Source organism: Pseudomonas cremoricolorata (assembly GCF_000759535.1).
Taxonomy (GTDB): Bacteria; Pseudomonadota; Gammaproteobacteria; order Pseudomonadales; family Pseudomonadaceae; genus Aquipseudomonas; species Aquipseudomonas cremoricolorata_A.
In genome coordinates, this window is record NZ_CP009455.1 from 2,947,038 (window position 1) to 2,963,656 (window position 16,619).

The window sequence follows — 16,619 nt, forward strand, 5'->3', positions numbered from 1 at the left end:
CCGCATCGATCTGCTTGTACAAGGCTTGCCGTTTCCATTCGCAGCGCATTCTTTTGCAAGTCGTAGCCCTTGAATGTCTGCCGATACGGACAATCCACTTTGCATGCTGGCGGATTGTCCGTGTTCCCTGGGTCTGCCGGCTTAGGCTGCATTAATCCGCGCCTTGCAGTGTTCGTAAGCCGCAGATAGCGAACTGCATCGAACGTTCTCGCAATACGTGTTTTTGCCGTCATGCACGGTTACCTCGTATCTCACGCCATCGACTATCGGCTTAACTAGATACCAGCCATTGCGGTGTTCGCGCTTATTGAGGAACCTCATCTTCAGCCCTCCAGGGCGGTTGATTTCCCGTCTGGCCCTGTCACCAAGGCCAGCCAGTGAAATCGGTCAACGCTTGCCCAGGACCGCCTTAGTGACGACCCTGGGGAATTTCTTGGTGCGGATCTCGTTGGCCTGCTTGTCGGTGAGCAGCCCCGCCAGATACAACGTGGTGATCGAGGTGTTGATGTAGTCGAGGCGCTTGGCCTCGTCGGCGTTCATTTCCGGGAACTGCTGCGCGAAGGGCCGCGCTGCCCAGCCTTGCTCGAACGTGCCTGACATTGTCTTGCCCTCTGCTATTCAGTGGATTCCCTCTGATGCGCCCCGCTTGAGGCGTACCGGGGAATCGTCTGTCAGGCAGCAGCTTCGGCCTGGGCTTTGATCCGTTCGTGAATCTCGCTGCGGTGCACAGGCACATCGCCTGGCGCCTCGACGCCGATCCGCACCTGGCCGCACTTCGTTTGCAGCACCGTCACGCGGATGTTGTCGTTGATCACAATGGTTTCGCCTGCCTTGCGGGTCAGAATGAGCATGGTCCTACTCCTTGGTTGGTTTCCCGTCTGGCCTTCGGTGGGAAGGCCAACCGGTGAAATCAGCCCGTCTGACCGGGCATAGCCGCTCGCTCGATAGCTGTCAGAGCTCTCCATCGGTTCTGGACAGCTTCAGCGTGATGCTGCTGGGCTTTGCTGAGCTCATCTCGAAGCCGCTCAGTTTCTTCGTGTGCACTGGCTTCCTCTGCCATGGTCCGTCTGAGCTCTTCGAACAGCTCTTCTTGGTTACTCATAAGCGTCTCCGCGTGGTTCTCCACATGGCCTTCGGTGGAAGGCCAGCCAGTGAAATCAATCGAAGCCAGGCTTGGTGCCCAGGCGCACATCACGCTCACGCATCATTGCCTCGGCGAAGTCGAACGATTGCTTGGCGATCTCCGGCGGCGGGTTGCAGCCGGTACCGGAAAGCAGTCCGACCATCGCAGCCATTGCCAGGGCTTCGGTTTCCTCGTATTCGTTTCGGGTCATGGTGTTGCTCCGTTGGGTCGATTTCCCGTCTGTCCCTGTTGCCAGGGACAACCGGTGAAATCTGTCCGCACCATGCCTTGCCGCGGCTATCCCCACCTGGCCGGGTCACACATTTCGTGGACGGTGTTCTTCCCGGCTGGCTGCATGGTTTGGCGTGCTCCCAATGAGGGGAGTCCGGCAGCTGTCCAGAGGCTGCGTGGTCGACGACTTAGCTTGTCCCGACCCAGGTGATGGCCTGGGTGCGTCGAGGTGGTCACGTCTGGTTGTGTAAAGAGCGGTGTCGGCGGGTTTGGGCCGCTGCTGGAGTTGAAATATAGGTTTGCCTTTATTCTTAGTCAATAGGAATGCCTTTATTTTTTTGGTCGACCACAAAAAAGCCCGCTTAAAGCGGGCTTGGTCTTGGCGGAAATGCTTAGTAGCGGCCTAGCACTTTGCTCGGGGCAAGGATATTCCCTACATAGTGGATCGTATTGATCCGATCCCAAGGGATCATGCGCCGTTCTCCGTATGCAGCGTTTACCGACATCAGGCTCACGCCATCCTCATTTTCAAACAGCAGCTCCTTGACCATGCTTTGTCCATCAATGGTTGTGACCATGACGTATTCGCCGGGAACGAGCCGGTGATTGGGCTCACAGATAGCCACCCAGCCGTTCCTGATCGCGGGTGCCATTGAGTCGCCTTTTAGGCGTAGCGCATATGCGTCCTCATCCCGCGAATAAGTCTCGACCCAACCCTCGCCGACGTCCAGACCAACCCAGTAGCCATCCGGGCCGAGTTGAGCCGTCCCCATTATTCCGATCCTTCGCGTGCTTGAGAGAATTGGTGGTCCAGGCTCAACGTTCGAAAGAACATCGACCAACATCGAGCCGGTACCTTCCGAGAGCCAGATAGGGCTGACACCGCAAATGGTGGCTAGTTTGACCAGGTATCCGCTGGTCCGGGTCAGGCCTCGCTCAATCTCCGACACCGAAGCTTGAGCAATGCCGGCACGTTCGGCCAGCTGCACCTGCGAGAGTTTGGCGTGCTTACGCGCCTGCTTGAGTCGGTCTTTGAGTTCCATGGCCGGGAAGATAAAGGCTGACCTTTGATCTTGCAAAAAGGTATTCCTTTCACCTAGCATAGAGGAATACCTTTATTTTCAGGTGCATCATGAAAAGTCCCGTCCAGCGGTTGATCGACCATTTCGGCTCACAGCAGGCGACTGCTTCCGCGCTCGGCGTAAAGCAGGGGACTGTCAGCGGCTGGTTCCGTGGAATTCATGGTGTCAGCGCTGAGGTTGCTATCAGAGCCGAAACCCTGACTCAGGGCGAGGTCAAGGCCATTGAGCTCAGGCCGACACTGGCAGCCAGCGCTGCCTAGTCCAGACGAATTCTCGCCTGCCTCTGCGCTCGTCGGCAGATGCCTAACACAACTGGAATTCCATCCAGTAGCGCTGCGTTCTGCAGTGCAATCACACGCTAGGAGAAACAGATGATCGTCGATGGTTTGCTTGTGGGGTTGGGAGCATTTGGGGCGGCAGCCTTTTGTTTCTCGGCTGGCTTGGTGGTCGGCGGTTTGCGCAGCTCTGGCGCAGCCGTTTTTCCTGCGACGCACGTCAGCTTTGACCTTGAGCTTTCGGACGACGCTCGCTTGGAGTTCCTTGGCGCGGCGACGGAGGCAGTCCGAAGCGGACAGCTACGAAAGACCAATCAGCTTGGTGATTACACCGCCGGCGACAAGGGCAAGTAGCCAGGTGGCCGCCTTCTTGATAGTTGCGCCATGTGCTTCCCAGGCCCTGCGAAGCGGCGGCGAGTCGAAGCCGAACATTGATATGTGCTCGTCGCTGTACGAATACGGCTTTTGGTCCCAGTGCTTCGCTTTCAGCTTAGCAAAAAACTCCTTTGCAGCCTTCATTCGGCCTCCCGGCCCCTGAAATGCAGACACAAAAAAAACCGCCTGGCAGGGCGGCTTCTTCAACAGCGATTACGAGATGGATCATGACAAATATCACTCACATTGACAAGTCCAGGGGGTTCACCCGTATGGACAATCAGCTGATGGATGGCCTGATGGCTATCGATCTTTCGGCGCGCGAGATGAAGATCGTGCTGTATGTGGCCAAGGCCACCATCAACTTCTCAGCGGGTGCCCAGCGGATTCCGGCCACGGACATTGCCAAGGCCACTCATATCCACCCTGACACCGTGTCCAAGGCGATCTCCAGCCTGCTGCGTCGGCGCGTGCTTTTCCGAGAGGGTGGTGCGCGTGGCGACATTGGGGTTTGCGACCCGAAAGAGTGGGTCTATGTGGTAGAGCCGAAACAGACCATTTCGTCTGATTCGGCTCAAATCGTCCGAATCGGACAGATCGCGAAACAGACCCAAACCGACGAGTCCCTTCTCTATTCCAAGAAAGAAACCCCCTATGTAAATCTTCCTTTGGAAGATATTACATCCCCCCCCAAGCTCGACGAGCCGCCAGTCGAGCCAAAGAGAGATCGCAAACAGCCATTCGGGCTCACACAGATCCTCGCTGACAACCCTTACCAGGTGCCCGAGCAATTGCTCGCTGACTGGCTCGCCCAGCGCAAGGCGAAGCGCGCAGCCGTTACCGCCACCGTCTGGGCTACGGTGAACGTCGAACTGGCCAAGTGCGCTGATGCCGGTATCTCGGCATCGGACGCGGTCACCGAGGCGCTGTCGGCTGGCTGGCAGGGCTTCAAGGCGAGCTGGGTGATCAATCGAGTGCGCGACGTTCGCCAGCAGCCCATGCCGGCTCAATCGCGCCACCATGGCTTCGCTGACCGCGACTACCACGATGGACTGATTCCCAGGGAGGACGGCTCCTATGCGTTCTGAGAACGTCGTCCACTTGACCCGCATGGCCGGGGTCCGGGCCAGCTCGATGGCGGTATGCGAAGAGCATGGCGAGTACCGCGCGACCACGCACCAGGTGCTGAACAAGGTCTTCCAATCGCCTTGTCCGCAGTGCAAGGCCGAGCAGGCCGCTGCCCAACAGGCAGTGGAGGTCAAGCGCCAGCGCAATGAACTGGCCTGGAAACTCGGCGACTCGCTGATTCCCAAGCGGTTCAAGGGTAAGACTTTCGAAAGCTACGCGGTCACCAGCGAAGGGCAAGCCAAGGCCAAGACGCGATGCCAGCAGTACGCCGACGACTTCGAGCGCCACCTCGACGCTGGTCGCTGCCTGATCCTGGTTGGCAACCCTGGTACCGGGAAAACCCACCTGGGCGTGTCGATCGCTCAGCAGGTCATGGCTCAGTCGACGCATACCGCCGTATACCGGACGTTGGGGGGAATTCTCCAGTCGATCCGCGCAACCTTCGACGGCAGCTCAGGGCAGACAGAGGGGCACATCATCGAATCGCTGACGAGGCCATCGCTGCTGGTCTTGGACGAAGTCGGGGCCAGCAAGGAGGCGCCGAGCGACTTCGAGCTCAGTCGCCTGTTCTCAATCATCAATGGTCGCTACGAGAAGATGCTGCCGACCATCGTGATTTCCAACTTGGGCGCCAAGGAGCTGCCGTCTGCCATGGGCGAGCGATCAGCTGACCGCCTGCGCGAAGGCGGGGTGATCGTGTTGCCGTTCAACTGGGAATCACATCGGGGCAAGGAGGTTTTATGAGCATCCGCCAAACCAGGCTGACCAAGGCCGCGCGCGGCCGAGAGTGCCAAGTGCGCATTCCGGGCGTGTGCAACGGCAATCCCGAGACCACCGTGCTGGCGCATTACCGCCTGGCGGGCACCTGCGGCGTCGGTCACAAGCCTCACGACTTGCAGGGCGCCTGGGCCTGTAGCGCTTGCCACGATGTCTGCGACGGCCGGAGCAAGGCGCTTGATCGGGATACTGTTCGGCTGTACCACGCAGAGGGCGTGATGCGTACTCACCAGATTCTGCTTTCCGAGTCGGTGCTGATTCTATGACCACGCTCACAATTCGCCCCTTCAAGCACCGCCAGCCTCGCGCCAAGCCCGTGGACCGTGAAGGCCAGGAGCAGGCCGCGCTGATGACAGAGCTGCAGCTGCGTTTCCCAGCCGCGTTTAAGCTGATCTATCACGTTCCCAACGGTGGCCACCGCGTGAAGCTGGTCGCCGCCAAGCTCAAGGGGCAGGGCGTGAAAGCCGGTGTGCCCGACCTGGTGCTGCCGATGGCGCGGGGCGGGTACTTCGGTTTGTACATCGAGTTCAAGGCCATGCCGCCGTTCGACGCCGCCGTATCGCCGAGCCAGGACGCATGGATTCATGCGCTGACCGATCAGGGATACCTGGCGATAGTTTGCCGGGGGCGGATCGACGCCATGGACGCCATCCGCGCCTACCTGCTGCAACCCGTCACGGTGGCCGCATGAGCGCGACCCGCGAAGTCAGGTTCACTGAGGCCGAGGTGCGCAGGCAGTCGGCCGACCGTTCCGTGCGTGACCTGCGCGACCCGCGCCACCCCGGCCTGTATCTGCGCTTCTGGACCGACCGCACCCGCGCCAGCTGGCACCTGGTGCGTGGCAAGCGCTGGGTCCCGGTCGCCCGCTGGCCGGAGCTCGGCGTTTCGGCGGTGCTGGCCGAGCTGCCCGCCATCCGCCAGCGCCTGATGCGCGACCCGGCGACGGCGCCGATCGCCTCGGGTATAGCCACCGTCGGCCAGCTGCTGGAGTGGTACGGCGACCGCATGGCACGCGACCGCTCGCTGTCGGCCAAGCGCAAGGCTGGCGCCCGGTCGGCGATCACCCAGCACCTGCTGCCGTGCCTGCGTGACCTGCCGCTGGCCAACGTCAGCGCCGACGCGCTCGACAAGCACCTGATGTGGCCGTGCCAGGCCAAGGTATCGGTGTCCTACCTGCGCCAGATGTTCGCGCTGCTGCTGACCGCCATGCGCCAGGCGCTGAAGCTGGGGCTGATCGACAGCAACCCCATGGCCGGCATGCGCTTTAGCGACTTCACCAAGGCCAAGATCCTGCCCAAAGCAGCGCGCCTGCGCGGTGTGCAGCTGGCCGACCTGGTGCAGCGGCTGGGCCAGGCCTTCGAGGCCGCCCCCGGCGACGTCACTCTGGCGGTGATGATGCTCGCCCACGGCACGCGCATCGGTGAGACACGCATGGCGCGCTGGGACGATATCTCGCTGGCCGCCGCCGAGTGGTTCATCCCAGCGGCCAACACGAAGACCCGCACCGAGCACCGACTGCCGCTGACCGAGCAAATCAAGGCGCTGCTGATCCGCTACCGGGCCGGCCAGCAGGCCGAGGGCTACCAGGGCGTGTACCTGTTCCCAAACCGCCGCGGCCTGTGCCTGAGCGAGAGCCAGGCGAGCATGGTGTTCACGCGGTTGGGGCAGGGCGCCTGAACCAGTCACGACCTGCGCAAGGTGTCGCGCACCACATGGACCGACCTCGGCATCGACGGGCACATCGGCGAGATGCTGCTGAACCACACGCTGGGCAAGATCGCCAGCACCTATATCCACACCCAGGCCATGGAGCAGCGCCGCGCAGCTCTGGAGAAGTGGCACGGCTGGTTAGACGGTATTGGCTTTTCGGCTATTCACGGCCTTACAGAGACCTTATCCGAGATTTCGCAGAATCCGGCGGAGCCAGCGGAATACGTGGGCTGCGATGGCCTTAGCGAATTTGTAATTAGCGAGGATTCGAAATGACTGGAAAGCACTCTGGGCCAGCCATGGCCGACTTGAACGCGATGTCGCCAGCGGCCCGCTCGGCGGCAATGCGCGGCGGGATGGACGGTTGGGGGTCTGTCGGCGGGATGCCTGGGCAGATCTGCTATCAGGAACCGGTTGATTCGAAGTCCCGCCGGCGCTGTAACTGCGGCTGCGGACGCCGGGCAACCCATCGGGGAATGGCCAACGGGGTCTGCTTGAAGATGGGATGCGAGCTGTCGGTGCGGCGCTGGGTAAAGGCGTCTAACGCATGAGGAAGAGCCACGGCCCAGCCTTCAAGAAGGCCGTGATCGAGCTGGACAAGTGCCCTTCATGCCGTGGGAGAGCGGTCACGATGGGCACGTTTTATGAACTGCCGTGCGGCCACTGTAACGCCTCGGGCTGGATATCGGCGCTCACCGGAGAGCCGTTGCCGCTGGAAGAACTTGTGACACAGCTGGGGCTGCGAGTGCGTGAGCTGGAGCAGCAGGCCGAGCGCCAGCGCCCAAGCACGACCAGCGGCCCGGAAGCCCAGTATCAAACGAATAACCGCCGTGGCGCCGGCGGCACCAATTACACAGGGGACTGAACCGAATGAAGAAACGAACCTACAGCGACAAGCCCCTGGGCGACACCGCGTACATGCTCGAGCAGTGGGGCTGGTGGCGTATGGATGGAATGGGTGTGCCTCAGTATGTCTGCCCGCTCTATGCGCTGATGCGGGACAACATCCCATCGGTCGGTGGCGCCAAGCAGTACGTCATCACCGATGACCTGGCCCTGGCCGTCGACGGCGCCGTGGGTCGCTTGACCAGACGCAACGCGCAGATGGGCGGATTCATCTGGCTTTACTACGGAGCCAAGTGGCCAGCGTTGCGGATCGCTCGGGAGCACAATATAGGAGAAGCCAAGGCGCGCGAGCTGATCAACACCGGTGTGGCCTGGATCGACTGCGCGCTGGAGCAACTGCGCGAGGCTGCATAAAAAGCTTTCCGCGCGGATAAACACCTGTTTTCATTGCAGCGTGTCCAGCTTGAAACAGCGCGACACACCAAGCCCTGGCCCCGAAAGCCGGGGCTTTTTCGTTCATGCACAGCAAGAGGTCGAGCATGGATTTTTTTCACCGCCTGCTCGAGAAGTTCGACGTGGGAATCGCCGGTCTGCTCGGCGCCCTGATCGCCACCCGCTGGCACAAGGACGACCTGCTGGACCGCAAGGCCTGGCTGCTTTTCTTGCTCACCGGTATGGCCTGCGCTCACTACCTCACTGGCATGGTGAGCGCCTACTTCGGTATCACCGAGCCGCGCAGCGTCGCCGGCGTCGGTTTCTTGCTCGGCACGTTCGGTGGCTCGCTGATTGCCGCTGTGACCCGCGCTATCAAGGCCGCTGATCTCTGGTCTGTCATCAGGTCCAAGTTCGGAGGGCCTTCCCAATGATCCTTGAGTACGTGAATGCGCTGTCCGCCGGCGGCATTGCCTTCTGGGCTACCTGGTCAATCTTGAGCGGCAAGGTGCGTGACGGGGTGATCGGCAAGATTCTCTATGCGGTCATCGCCCTGAGCGGCTACGCCATCCTGGCCCGCTCGGACCGCATGTTCTTCACGCCCAACACCGCCGGCGTCACGATGCACGTTGCCCTGGCCCTGGCCGGTCTCCGGCACATGTTCATGCTGACCTACTGGCCGCGAGTGAAGCGCTGGATCTGCCGGCGCTTGGACTGCGACCTGTGCAAGCGGGGGTAGTAATGGCCTGTAGTGGATGCGCTGCACGGCGCGAGTGGTTGAAGAAGTGGACGAGAATTGCCCATGAACGAGCAAGCAGTCTCTTTGCTGCAGCAGATCCTGCACCAGCAGCAGGAGCAGACCGACCTGATGCGCACGCAGAACAACCTGCTACGCACGATCGCCGACCAGAACGTGATGCTGATTGATGCCCTGGCCGGCGAGGAAGAGGGCGATCAGGACAGCGAGCCATCCTATTACTTGGACGGCACGCCATGCCGATGAGGCCCCAGCGACCCTGTCGCGCTTCAGGTTGCCGACTCCTGCACCGCAATGCCAATGGCTACTGTGATGCACACGCCGGCCAGGCTAAGAGCTACGTTCGTGAGAAGCCGCGTGAGACCTCAACTGCCCGTGGGTACGGCTACAAGTGGCAACAGGCACGCGCCGGCTTTCTCATCAAGAACCCGCTATGCGTACGCTGCCAAGCGAGAGGTCGCGTGACAGCATCGACTGATGTCGACCATATACAGCCACACCGAGGCGATATGACGCTGTTCTGGGATCGAGCCAACTGGCAGGCGCTCTGCGGTCCTTGCCACTCGGCCAAGACTGCCGGTGAAGACGGCGGATTCGGCAATAATCGCCGGAATTGATCAAAAAAAGATCAATTATGCCGTAAATGAGAATATTTCTCAAAAATGCTCGGGGGGAGGGTCAAAAGTTTTTGGCCTTTGCTTTCTAGACCGCGCCCTCAGTCGTTTTTTTACACCCGCGAAATATAAAGTTTAGTGGAGGCGCCGATGCCAGGGGTTGCCGGGCGCTCCGGCCGTCGCCCAAAACCCACGGCCCAGAAGGCGCTGGCCGGCAATCCCGGCAAGCGGAAGCTGAACAAGGACGAGCCTGATTTTGCCCTTGTGACCAACGTTGATCCCCCTGAATGGCTGTGCGAGCACGCTACCCGGGTGTGGCAAATGCTGGTGCCCGAGCTACTGAAGGCGAAGGTGCTGGCGCTCACGGACCTACACAACGTTGAAGCCTTTTGCACCGCCTACGGCAATTGGCGCATGGCCCAGGAGTCAGTGCGCAATCACGGCATCGTCGTTGCTGGCGCCACGGGCGGACCGGTGAAAAATCCGGCGCTCACCGCGGCGAATGAAGCGATGCGCCAGATGGTCACCTTCGGTTCAATGCTCGGCCTGGACCCGGCCAGCCGCACGCGGATCATCGGCGGCAACAAGCAGAAAACGACCAACCCCTTCGCCGGCCTCTTGAGCGACCTATGACCAGGACCAAATACACCAACGTCGACAAGGCGATGGTGTGGGCGAAGTCCGTCATCAAGGGCAAGTTTCCGGCGTGCCGCTACATCCATCAGGCGATCGAGCGACATTTCGAGGACATCGCGGCCAGCAAGTCCAAGAGCTACCCCTACAAGTTCGATGCAGCCAAGGCCGAGAAGAAGTTGCGGCTCATGCAGCTGCTGCCGCACACCAAGGGCGAGTGGGCGTTCAAGCGGCAGCTGATCACCCTTGAGCCTTGGCAGTTGTTCGGCCTGGCCTGCACGTTCGGTTGGGTGCGCAAGAAAGGCGGGTACCGCCGCTTCCGCGAAAGCTACTGGGAAGTGCCACGCAAGAACGGCAAGTCGGTGATCGCCGCCGGCGTCGGCATCAGTATGTTCACCGCCGACAACGAGTTCGGCGCCGAGGTGTACTCAGGCGCCACCACGGAGAAGCAAGCGTGGGAGGTGTTCCGGCCGGCCCGGCTGATGGTCAGCCGCTCGCCGATGCTGATCGAGGCGGCCGGTATCGAGGTCAACGCCTCAAACCTGAACATTCCGTCCAACGGCAGCCGCTTCGAACCATTGATCGGCAACCCTGGCGACGGTGCTTCACCGTCCTGCGCCATCATCGACGAATTCCACGAACACGATACCGCCGCCCAGTACGACACCATGCTCACCGGCATGGGCGCCCGTCGACAGCCGCTGATGTTCATCATCACTACGGCCGGTCCAAACATCGCGGGGCCGTGTTATGACAAGCGCCGCCAGGTCATTGAGATGCTGAACAGAACTGTCCCTGACGACGAGTTGTTCGGCTACATCTGGACCCTGGATGAGGGTGACGACTGGACCGACCCGAAAAATCTGGCCAAGGCCAACCCCTGCATAGGGGTGTCGGTATTCCAAGAGTATCTGGAGAGCATGCTGGCCAAGGCGCTCCGGTCAGCGCGATTTACAAACACCTTCAAGACTAAGCACCTGAACCTTTGGGTGAGCGCGAAAACCGGCTTCTTCAACATGGAGAGCTGGAAGGCCTGCGAGGACAAGTCGCTCACGCTCGAGCAGTTCGAGGGCCAGGAGTGGGTGGCAGGCTTCGACCTGGCGCGCAAGCTGGACATGAACTCGCGGGCGCGTCTGTTCTGGCGGGAGATCGACGGGAAGATTCACTACTACAGCGTGGCCCCGGCCTTCTGGGTACCGGAAGACACGGCCAACGACGTGGACAACAAACGCATGACCGAGCGCTTCCAGGCCTGGGTAAATACCGGCCACCTCACGGCCACGCCCGGCGCCGAGGTGGATTACCGGGAAATCCTCGAAGACACTAAGGAAGCCAACAAGCTGGCGCCGATCAGGGAAAGCCCTATCGACCCACACGGCGCCACTGGCCTGAGCCACGACCTGGACGACGAAGGCTTCAACCCGATCACCATCACCCAGAACTACACCAACATGTCCGACGGCATGAAGGAACTGGAGGCGGCGATCGAGGCGGGGCGCTTCCACCATGACGGCAACCCGATCATGACCTGGTGCATCGGCAACGTGATCGGCAAAAACCTGCCTGGCAACGACGATGTGGTGCGCCCTATCAAGCAGGGCGACGACAACAAGATCGACGGCGCGGTTGCGCTGATCATGACAATAGGCCGAATCCTTGCAAATGCGCAGCCGCAGGGTTCTGTCGACGACTTTCTCTCTCGACCGATGAGCATGTAATGGCAGATACCGACTACAGCATTGACCTGCGCACCCGCAGCCCCTTCTGGGCGCGCATGGCGAGCTTCTTCGTCGGCGGCCGCCTTGTATCGCCGGAAAAGGGCTCTCAAACCGGACCTGTATCTGCCTCCGGGGTGGTAGGTGACTCAGTTGTGAGCGACGAGCGTTCGCTCCAGATATCTACGGTTTTTGCCTGCGTGCGCTTGATCTCTACCGTGACTGCAGGGCTGCCGCTGGATGTTTTCGAGACCAAGGGCGATGACCGCCTGAAGGTCGGGATGGATAATCCACTGGCCCGACTTCTTCGCTTCAGCCCGAACCAGTTCATGACCGCGGTGGAATTCCGCGAAGCCATGACCATGCAGCTCTGTTTCTACGGTAACGCCTACGCGCTGATCGAGCGCAACAGCGTAGGTGACGTGATCAGCCTGATGCCGCTGATGTCCGTCAACATGGACGTGCGCCTGGATAACAAGCGCGTTGTGTACCGGTACCGCCGGGACAGTGAATACGCTGACTTCAAAGCGTCGGAAATCTTCCACCTCAAGGGCTTCGGTTTCAACGGCCTGGTCGGTTTGTCGCCGATCGCCTTCGCCGCGAAGACCACTGGCGTGGCAGTCGCTATGGAGGATCAGCAGCGGGACTTCTATGCCAACGGCGCCAAGTCGCCCCAGTTGCTGATGACAGGCGAAGGGAAGGTGCTTAACAAGGAACAGCGCGCCCAAGTCGAGGAGAATTTCAAGGAGATTTCCGGAGGCCCGGTCAAAAAGCGGCTCTGGGTTCTGGAGGGCGGGTTTACCACCCAGGCCATCGGTGTCAGCCCCCAAGACGCGGAGACGATGACGGCACGCAAGTTTCAGGTGAGCGAGCTGGCCAGGTTCTTCGGCGTGCCGCCGCACCTGGTGGGCGACGTGGAGAAGTCCACCAGCTGGGGCACTGGCATCGAGCAGCAGAACCTCGGCTTCCTGCAGTACACGCTGTCGCCCTACCTCAACCGCTGGGAGTACGCCATAGAACGCTGGCTACTCAAGCCTGGCGACGTTGGGCGGTATCACGCCGAACACAACATTGACGGCCTGCTTCGTGGTGACTCCGCTGCGCGGGCGTCCTTCATGGGCACCCTGGCTGACAAAGGGCTGCGGACCATCAACGAGTTGCGCAGGTTGGACAACATGCCGCCCCTACCTGGCGGTGACGTAGCCACGCGGCAATCGCAGAACGTGCCCATTACTCAACTCGGCAAACCAGACCCCGCATCCAGCGGGGTTTGATCTTTCTGGAGGCAGCAAATGCCAAGCGTTTGCAAGACCCTGGCCTTCGATCAGGCCGCAATCAAATTCGCCAACGGCGGCGCCCAGGGTGTTTTCGAGGGCTATGCCAGTGTTTTCGGCGTGGTCGACAGCGACGGGGACATCATTGAGCCAGGAGCCTTTGCGCAGGCGCTCAAATCCCAATCGCGGGCCGTGGCCATGTTCTTCAACCACCGCCGCAATGAGATCCCGGTGGGCAAGTGGCTCGACCTCGCTGAAGACAGCAAGGGCTTGCATGTTCGTGGCGAGCTCACGCCTGGCAACCCGCAGTCCGAGGCCCTGAAGGCGGCGATGATGCACGGGACCGTGGGCGGTATGTCCGTCGGGTTCGGTGCGTCCAAGCAGGACGTCACGTCGATTGCCACGGGCTACTCATTTCGGAACGTGTCACGCCTGACCGAGATCAGCGTGTGCACCTTCCCGGCCAACGAATCGGCCACCGTGTCCACGCTCAAGAGCATGGACACCATCGAAAGCATCCGCGACGCGGAGAACTGGCTGAGAGATTCAGCTGGCCTCTCCAAGTCAGAGGCGCAGGCATTCATTGCCCGCATCAAGTCCGCAGTTCGGAGCGAGTCCGAAGGCGGCGACAACATCGCCGCGCTCCTGGAGCGCATCAAAACCTTCCCGAAACTCTGAACCGAGGATTTACCCATGTCCGAACTTTCTGACGTACAGAAAGCGATCGAAACCGCACAGACCCGCATGCAGGAGCTGTTCGACGCCCAGAAGAACGAAATTCAGCAGAACGGCGTTATCAGCAAGCAGCTGCAGACCGATCTGACCACCGTACAGGAAGAGCTCAAGACCGCCGGCACTCGCCTGTTCGACATCGAGCAAAAGCTGGCCGGTGGCAGCCCCGACGACCCGACCAAGCAGAAGAGCTTTGCTGAGCGAACCGCTGAAGATCTGAAAAAGTCCTGGGACGGCAAGTCCTCTGGCAAGGTCGACGTGAAAAGCTTCGACAAGCAGCTCGGAAGCGGCGCGGCATCTGCCGGCGCCCTGATCCAGCCGCAGGTGAATCCGGGCATTCTGATGCCTGGCCTGCGCCGGCTGACCATTCGCGACCTGCTGGCCCAGGGTCGTATCAGCTCGAACTCGCTCGAATACGTGCGCGAGAACGTGTTCACCAATAGCGCCGCACCGGTGGCCGAGGGCAACCTGAAGCCAGAGTCGAACCTGACCTTCACCAAGGAAACGGCCACCGTCAAGACCATCGCTCACTGGATTCAGGCATCGCGCCAGGTGATGGACGATGCTCCGATGCTTGAGTCCTACGTCAACAACCGGCTGCTGTTCGGTCTGGCGCTGGTCGAGGAAGGCCAACTGCTCAACGGCGACGGTACCGGCGACAACCTGAACGGCCTGAACAAGGTGGCCACCGCCTACGACACCACCCTGACAGTGGCCGGCGATACGCGCGCAGACATGATCGCTCACGCCATCTTCCAGACCAGCGAGTCGGAATTCGAGGCGTCCGGGATCATCCTCAACCCGCGCGACTGGCACGCCATCGCGCTGCTCAAGGACGCCGATGGCCGCTACATCTTCGGCGGTCCGGCTGCCTTCGCAGCCAAGGTCATGTGGGGTCTGCCGGTCGTGGCCACTAAGGCCCAGGCTCAGGGCACGTTCACCGTTGGTGGCTTCGACCTGGCGTCCCAGGTCTGGGATCGCATGGACGCAACTGTTGAGGTCAGCCGCGAGGATCGCGACAACTTCGTCAAGAACATGCTGACCATCCTCTGCGAAGAGCGCCTGGCGCTGGCGCACTACCGCCCGAAGGCCATCATCAAGGGCGCATTCCCGGCTGCTGCCTAACCGACTGCGAGGCCGGGGCAGGCAACTGTCCCGGAGTGACCATGACCAAGATTCGCGCGCTTCGCCAATTCTCCCACTACCACGAAGGAAACTTCGACCAGCACGAAGAGCGCCCAGTGGATGAGGCCACTGCGGAGGCCCTGGTAGGCATGGAGCTTGCCGAGTACGTCGACGGACCGCCTTCCAAGGATGGGGAAGTGACCACCAAGACGAGCAAGAAGAAATGAAGATAGCCGCTCAGGACCTAGTGCCCCTGGCGACGATCAAGCTGCATTTGCGAGTAGAAGGCGACTCAGAAGACACGCTGATTGAGCTGTACGCGGAGTCTGCCCTTGCCTGGGCGCTTTGGTACTGCGACAACCCGAAGCTGGTAGAGCCCGGAGATTTCCCTGCCAGCTTCAAATCAGCGCTCCTGCTGCTTATCGGCCACTCCTACGCTAATCGCGAAGCGATCGTCACAGGCACCATCGCTGCGGAGCTGCCCCTGGCGGTCGAGTCCTTGCTCTGGTCGTCTCGCGACTGGTACGGGCCCCGTGATGAGGTGCGTGTATGAGGGCAGGTGACCTTCGGCATCAAGTCGAGATACAGCACAAGGTCGCTTCACGAGACCCGGTGACTTTGGAATTCGGCGAGCCAGAGTGGCAAGTGCTGGCAAAGGTGTGGGCGCAGATTAACCCCCTATCGGCCCGCGACCTTATTGCCGCTCAGGCTGCTCAGTCCGAGGCGACGGCCCGGATCGTGATCCGCTATCGACCAGGCGTACTTTCAACAATGCGCATCATTCATCGTGACGAGCTGTACAGCATTGAAGGTCAGCCGTTGGAAGACCCCAACTCTGGGCGCGAGTACCTGACGCTGCTGGTTTCGAAAGGGATAAAAGATGGGTGACGGCGTCGATTTCAGCATCATCGGGCTGGACAGCCTGCTGGGGAAGCTGGACGAGGTGACGTACGACACAAAGCGCAAGGGAGGCCGTGCTGCATTGCGCAAGGCCGCTCAAGTCGTAGTGCTGAAGGCCAAAGCCGGCGCCGAGCGTATTGATGACAAGGCCACCGGTCGGTCGATAGCCGACAACATCGTGTTGCGATGGAACGGGCGTCTCTTCAAACGCACTGGCGATCTCGGGTTCCGCGTCGGCGTTCTACACGGCGCCGTGCTCCGGGACGGTGGCGACCTCAGCGCGAATGCGCCGACGCCTCACTGGCGCCTGATCGAGTTCGGTACCGAGAAGATGGCTGCTGTCCCCTTCATGCGCCCGGCCTTGGCTAACAGCATCAGCGAGGTGACCAACACCTTCGTGTCCGAGTACGAGAAGTCAATCGACCGAGCCATTCGACGCGCAGCGAGGAGGGCAGCAACCTCATGACACCACCTATCGTGCAAGCCTGCTTGCAGAGCCCTGCTGTGACGGCGCTGCTTGGCTCTGGCACTGATATGCGTCTCTATTCATTCGGGGAGGCAGAGCAGGGCGTTACCAAGCCATACGCCGTCTGGCAGGTCGTCAACGGCAGTCCCGAGAATTACCTGGCGGGTCGGCCCGATGCCGACGGGATCACGCTGCAGGTCGACATCTACGCCACCACTGGGCAGAAGGCACGCCAAGTCCGGGACGCGATGCGTGACGCAATTGAGCTTGAGGCCTACATCACCCGCTGGGGCGCTGAAGGTCGAGACCCTGCCACCAACAACTTTCGAGCCAGTTTCGACGTGGATTGGTGGGTATCCCGCTGAACTGTCGATCTACCCAATGCCCGCCCAGTGCGGGCTATTTTATTCCTGACTGGAGATAA

General features: G+C 60.9%; 26 protein-coding genes and 1 pseudogene. 23 read left to right on the top strand and 4 right to left on the bottom strand.

Annotation, left to right across the window (positions count from 1 at the left end; genetic code table 11):
• Window positions 1-387 precede the first annotated feature (387 nt).
• The 4 genes from LK03_RS13105 to LK03_RS13120 all read right to left on the bottom strand — a co-directional run bounded on the left by LK03_RS13105 (window position 388) and on the right by LK03_RS13120 (window position 2,457).
• Window positions 388-600, bottom strand: coding sequence for a hypothetical protein (locus LK03_RS13105; RefSeq protein ID WP_038412816.1), 213 nt, complete (start codon window positions 598-600; stop codon window positions 388-390).
• Window positions 601-671: 71 nt separating this feature from the next.
• Entirely contained in the window at window positions 672-851 is a 180-nt protein-coding gene (gene csrA / locus LK03_RS13110) for a carbon storage regulator CsrA (RefSeq protein WP_038412817.1), read from the bottom strand.
• Window positions 852-1,157: 306 nt separating this feature from the next.
• Window positions 1,158-1,334 (bottom strand): hypothetical protein, encoded by a 177-nt coding sequence (locus LK03_RS22310; protein WP_167334495.1) that lies wholly within the window; start codon window positions 1,332-1,334, stop codon window positions 1,158-1,160.
• 412 nt (window positions 1,335-1,746) lie between these two features.
• Window positions 1,747-2,457 carry a helix-turn-helix domain-containing protein gene (locus LK03_RS13120; RefSeq protein ID WP_240478608.1) on the bottom strand — a complete coding sequence of 237 codons (711 nt, stop codon included), beginning with the start codon at window positions 2,455-2,457 and terminating at the stop codon, window positions 1,747-1,749.
• 29 nt (window positions 2,458-2,486) lie between these two features.
• Here LK03_RS13120 and LK03_RS13125 point away from each other — a divergent pair, with 29 nt between their 5' ends.
• The 23 genes and pseudogenes from LK03_RS13125 (at window position 2,487) to LK03_RS13235 (ending at window position 16,560) form a co-directional block, all read left to right on the top strand.
• On the top strand, window positions 2,487-2,696 hold the full coding sequence (locus LK03_RS13125; RefSeq protein ID WP_038412819.1) for a transcriptional regulator: 210 nt from the start codon (window positions 2,487-2,489) through the stop codon (window positions 2,694-2,696).
• A gap of 111 nt (window positions 2,697-2,807) precedes the next feature.
• On the top strand, window positions 2,808-3,065 hold the full coding sequence (locus LK03_RS13130) for a hypothetical protein (protein WP_038412820.1): 258 nt from the start codon (window positions 2,808-2,810) through the stop codon (window positions 3,063-3,065).
• Window positions 3,066-3,358: 293 nt separating this feature from the next.
• Entirely contained in the window at window positions 3,359-4,174 is an 816-nt protein-coding gene (locus LK03_RS13135; RefSeq protein ID WP_038414715.1) for a replication protein, read from the top strand.
• Window positions 4,164-4,958 carry an ATP-binding protein gene (locus LK03_RS13140; protein WP_038412821.1) on the top strand — a complete coding sequence of 265 codons (795 nt, stop codon included), beginning with the start codon at window positions 4,164-4,166 and terminating at the stop codon, window positions 4,956-4,958. The genes LK03_RS13135 and LK03_RS13140 overlap by 11 nt, the downstream gene beginning before the upstream one ends.
• Window positions 4,959-4,960: 2 nt before the next feature.
• Entirely contained in the window at window positions 4,961-5,257 is a 297-nt protein-coding gene (locus LK03_RS13145) for a DUF1364 domain-containing protein (RefSeq protein ID WP_038414716.1), read from the top strand.
• A complete protein-coding gene (locus LK03_RS13150) occupies window positions 5,254-5,682 on the top strand; it encodes a VRR-NUC domain-containing protein (protein WP_038412822.1) in 429 nt (142 codons plus the stop codon). Before LK03_RS13145 ends, LK03_RS13150 begins: the two co-directional genes overlap by 4 nt.
• Window positions 5,679-6,977 (top strand): annotated as a pseudogene (locus LK03_RS13155) (tyrosine-type recombinase/integrase). Before LK03_RS13150 ends, LK03_RS13155 begins: the two are co-directional and overlap by 4 nt.
• A gap of 271 nt (window positions 6,978-7,248) precedes the next feature.
• Complete coding sequence (locus LK03_RS13160) at window positions 7,249-7,566, top strand: hypothetical protein (protein WP_038412823.1); 318 nt, start codon at window positions 7,249-7,251, stop codon at window positions 7,564-7,566.
• A gap of 5 nt (window positions 7,567-7,571) precedes the next feature.
• Window positions 7,572-7,961 (top strand): antiterminator Q family protein, encoded by a 390-nt coding sequence (locus tag LK03_RS13165; protein ID WP_038412824.1) that lies wholly within the window; start codon window positions 7,572-7,574, stop codon window positions 7,959-7,961.
• Between the two features lie 125 nt (window positions 7,962-8,086).
• Window positions 8,087-8,413 (top strand): hypothetical protein, encoded by a 327-nt coding sequence (locus LK03_RS13170; RefSeq protein ID WP_038412825.1) that lies wholly within the window; start codon window positions 8,087-8,089, stop codon window positions 8,411-8,413.
• Window positions 8,410-8,718 (top strand): hypothetical protein, encoded by a 309-nt coding sequence (locus LK03_RS13175; protein WP_038412826.1) that lies wholly within the window; start codon window positions 8,410-8,412, stop codon window positions 8,716-8,718. The genes LK03_RS13170 and LK03_RS13175 overlap by 4 nt, the downstream gene beginning before the upstream one ends.
• A 63-nt stretch (window positions 8,719-8,781) precedes the next feature.
• Window positions 8,782-8,982, top strand: coding sequence for a hypothetical protein (locus tag LK03_RS13180; protein WP_038412827.1), 201 nt, complete (start codon window positions 8,782-8,784; stop codon window positions 8,980-8,982).
• Window positions 8,973-9,353, top strand: a complete 381-nt coding sequence (locus LK03_RS21955) for an HNH endonuclease (RefSeq protein ID WP_038412828.1) — start codon at window positions 8,973-8,975, stop codon at window positions 9,351-9,353. The genes LK03_RS13180 and LK03_RS21955 overlap by 10 nt, the downstream gene beginning before the upstream one ends.
• Before the next feature lie 147 nt (window positions 9,354-9,500).
• Window positions 9,501-9,983 (top strand): phage terminase small subunit P27 family, encoded by a 483-nt coding sequence (locus LK03_RS13190; RefSeq protein ID WP_038412829.1) that lies wholly within the window; start codon window positions 9,501-9,503, stop codon window positions 9,981-9,983.
• Complete coding sequence (locus tag LK03_RS13195; RefSeq protein WP_038412830.1) at window positions 9,980-11,701, top strand: terminase large subunit; 1,722 nt, start codon at window positions 9,980-9,982, stop codon at window positions 11,699-11,701. Before LK03_RS13190 ends, LK03_RS13195 begins: the two co-directional genes overlap by 4 nt.
• A complete protein-coding gene (locus LK03_RS13200; protein WP_038412831.1) occupies window positions 11,701-12,972 on the top strand; it encodes a phage portal protein in 1,272 nt (423 codons plus the stop codon). The genes LK03_RS13195 and LK03_RS13200 overlap by 1 nt, the downstream gene beginning before the upstream one ends.
• Window positions 12,973-12,990: 18 nt before the next feature.
• Window positions 12,991-13,650: an HK97 family phage prohead protease gene (locus LK03_RS13205; protein WP_038412832.1), complete on the top strand. Its 660-nt coding sequence runs from the start codon at window positions 12,991-12,993 to the stop codon at window positions 13,648-13,650.
• Window positions 13,651-13,665: 15 nt separating this feature from the next.
• On the top strand, window positions 13,666-14,829 hold the full coding sequence (locus LK03_RS13210) for a phage major capsid protein (RefSeq protein WP_038412833.1): 1,164 nt from the start codon (window positions 13,666-13,668) through the stop codon (window positions 14,827-14,829).
• Window positions 14,830-14,870: 41 nt separating this feature from the next.
• Complete coding sequence (locus LK03_RS13215) at window positions 14,871-15,056, top strand: hypothetical protein (RefSeq protein ID WP_038412834.1); 186 nt, start codon at window positions 14,871-14,873, stop codon at window positions 15,054-15,056.
• Entirely contained in the window at window positions 15,053-15,382 is a 330-nt protein-coding gene (locus tag LK03_RS13220; protein WP_038412835.1) for a head-tail connector protein, read from the top strand. Before LK03_RS13215 ends, LK03_RS13220 begins: the two co-directional genes overlap by 4 nt.
• On the top strand, window positions 15,379-15,717 hold the full coding sequence (locus tag LK03_RS13225) for a phage head closure protein (RefSeq protein WP_038412836.1): 339 nt from the start codon (window positions 15,379-15,381) through the stop codon (window positions 15,715-15,717). The genes LK03_RS13220 and LK03_RS13225 overlap by 4 nt, the downstream gene beginning before the upstream one ends.
• A complete protein-coding gene (locus LK03_RS13230; protein ID WP_038412837.1) occupies window positions 15,710-16,195 on the top strand; it encodes an HK97-gp10 family putative phage morphogenesis protein in 486 nt (161 codons plus the stop codon). Before LK03_RS13225 ends, LK03_RS13230 begins: the two co-directional genes overlap by 8 nt.
• Window positions 16,192-16,560 carry a DUF3168 domain-containing protein gene (locus LK03_RS13235; protein WP_038412838.1) on the top strand — a complete coding sequence of 123 codons (369 nt, stop codon included), beginning with the start codon at window positions 16,192-16,194 and terminating at the stop codon, window positions 16,558-16,560. Before LK03_RS13230 ends, LK03_RS13235 begins: the two co-directional genes overlap by 4 nt.
• Window positions 16,561-16,619: the final 59 nt, after the last annotated feature.

What these genes read in the sequence shown, in the direction of transcription:
- LK03_RS13200 (WP_038412831.1), top strand. Translation starts at nt 11,701, where the DNA reads ATGGCAGATACCGACTACAGCATTGACCTGCGCACCCGCAGCCCCTTC.
- LK03_RS21955 (WP_038412828.1), top strand. Translation starts at nt 8,973, where the DNA reads ATGCCGATGAGGCCCCAGCGACCCTGTCGCGCTTCAGGTTGCCGACTC.
- LK03_RS13165 (WP_038412824.1), top strand. Translation starts at nt 7,572, where the DNA reads ATGAAGAAACGAACCTACAGCGACAAGCCCCTGGGCGACACCGCGTAC.
- LK03_RS13230 (WP_038412837.1), top strand. Translation starts at nt 15,710, where the DNA reads ATGGGTGACGGCGTCGATTTCAGCATCATCGGGCTGGACAGCCTGCTG.
- LK03_RS13175 (WP_038412826.1), top strand. Translation starts at nt 8,410, where the DNA reads ATGATCCTTGAGTACGTGAATGCGCTGTCCGCCGGCGGCATTGCCTTC.
- LK03_RS13210 (WP_038412833.1), top strand. Translation starts at nt 13,666, where the DNA reads ATGTCCGAACTTTCTGACGTACAGAAAGCGATCGAAACCGCACAGACC.
- LK03_RS13215 (WP_038412834.1), top strand. Translation starts at nt 14,871, where the DNA reads ATGACCAAGATTCGCGCGCTTCGCCAATTCTCCCACTACCACGAAGGA.
- LK03_RS13205 (WP_038412832.1), top strand. Translation starts at nt 12,991, where the DNA reads ATGCCAAGCGTTTGCAAGACCCTGGCCTTCGATCAGGCCGCAATCAAA.
- LK03_RS13140 (WP_038412821.1), top strand. Translation starts at nt 4,164, where the DNA reads ATGCGTTCTGAGAACGTCGTCCACTTGACCCGCATGGCCGGGGTCCGG.
- LK03_RS13160 (WP_038412823.1), top strand. Translation starts at nt 7,249, where the DNA reads ATGAGGAAGAGCCACGGCCCAGCCTTCAAGAAGGCCGTGATCGAGCTG.
- LK03_RS13170 (WP_038412825.1), top strand. Translation starts at nt 8,087, where the DNA reads ATGGATTTTTTTCACCGCCTGCTCGAGAAGTTCGACGTGGGAATCGCC.
- LK03_RS13180 (WP_038412827.1), top strand. Translation starts at nt 8,782, where the DNA reads ATGAACGAGCAAGCAGTCTCTTTGCTGCAGCAGATCCTGCACCAGCAG.
- LK03_RS13105 (WP_038412816.1), bottom strand. Translation starts at nt 600, where the DNA reads ATGTCAGGCACGTTCGAGCAAGGCTGGGCAGCGCGGCCCTTCGCGCAG.
- LK03_RS13235 (WP_038412838.1), top strand. Translation starts at nt 16,192, where the DNA reads ATGACACCACCTATCGTGCAAGCCTGCTTGCAGAGCCCTGCTGTGACG.
- LK03_RS13120 (WP_240478608.1), bottom strand. Translation starts at nt 2,457, where the DNA reads ATGCTAGGTGAAAGGAATACCTTTTTGCAAGATCAAAGGTCAGCCTTT.
- LK03_RS13195 (WP_038412830.1), top strand. Translation starts at nt 9,980, where the DNA reads ATGACCAGGACCAAATACACCAACGTCGACAAGGCGATGGTGTGGGCG.
- LK03_RS13190 (WP_038412829.1), top strand. Translation starts at nt 9,501, where the DNA reads ATGCCAGGGGTTGCCGGGCGCTCCGGCCGTCGCCCAAAACCCACGGCC.
- LK03_RS22310 (WP_167334495.1), bottom strand. Translation starts at nt 1,334, where the DNA reads ATGACCCGAAACGAATACGAGGAAACCGAAGCCCTGGCAATGGCTGCG.
- LK03_RS13150 (WP_038412822.1), top strand. Translation starts at nt 5,254, where the DNA reads ATGACCACGCTCACAATTCGCCCCTTCAAGCACCGCCAGCCTCGCGCC.
- LK03_RS13125 (WP_038412819.1), top strand. Translation starts at nt 2,487, where the DNA reads ATGAAAAGTCCCGTCCAGCGGTTGATCGACCATTTCGGCTCACAGCAG.
- LK03_RS13220 (WP_038412835.1), top strand. Translation starts at nt 15,053, where the DNA reads ATGAAGATAGCCGCTCAGGACCTAGTGCCCCTGGCGACGATCAAGCTG.
- LK03_RS13130 (WP_038412820.1), top strand. Translation starts at nt 2,808, where the DNA reads ATGATCGTCGATGGTTTGCTTGTGGGGTTGGGAGCATTTGGGGCGGCA.
- LK03_RS13135 (WP_038414715.1), top strand. Translation starts at nt 3,359, where the DNA reads ATGGACAATCAGCTGATGGATGGCCTGATGGCTATCGATCTTTCGGCG.
- LK03_RS13225 (WP_038412836.1), top strand. Translation starts at nt 15,379, where the DNA reads ATGAGGGCAGGTGACCTTCGGCATCAAGTCGAGATACAGCACAAGGTC.
- csrA (WP_038412817.1), bottom strand. Translation starts at nt 851, where the DNA reads ATGCTCATTCTGACCCGCAAGGCAGGCGAAACCATTGTGATCAACGAC.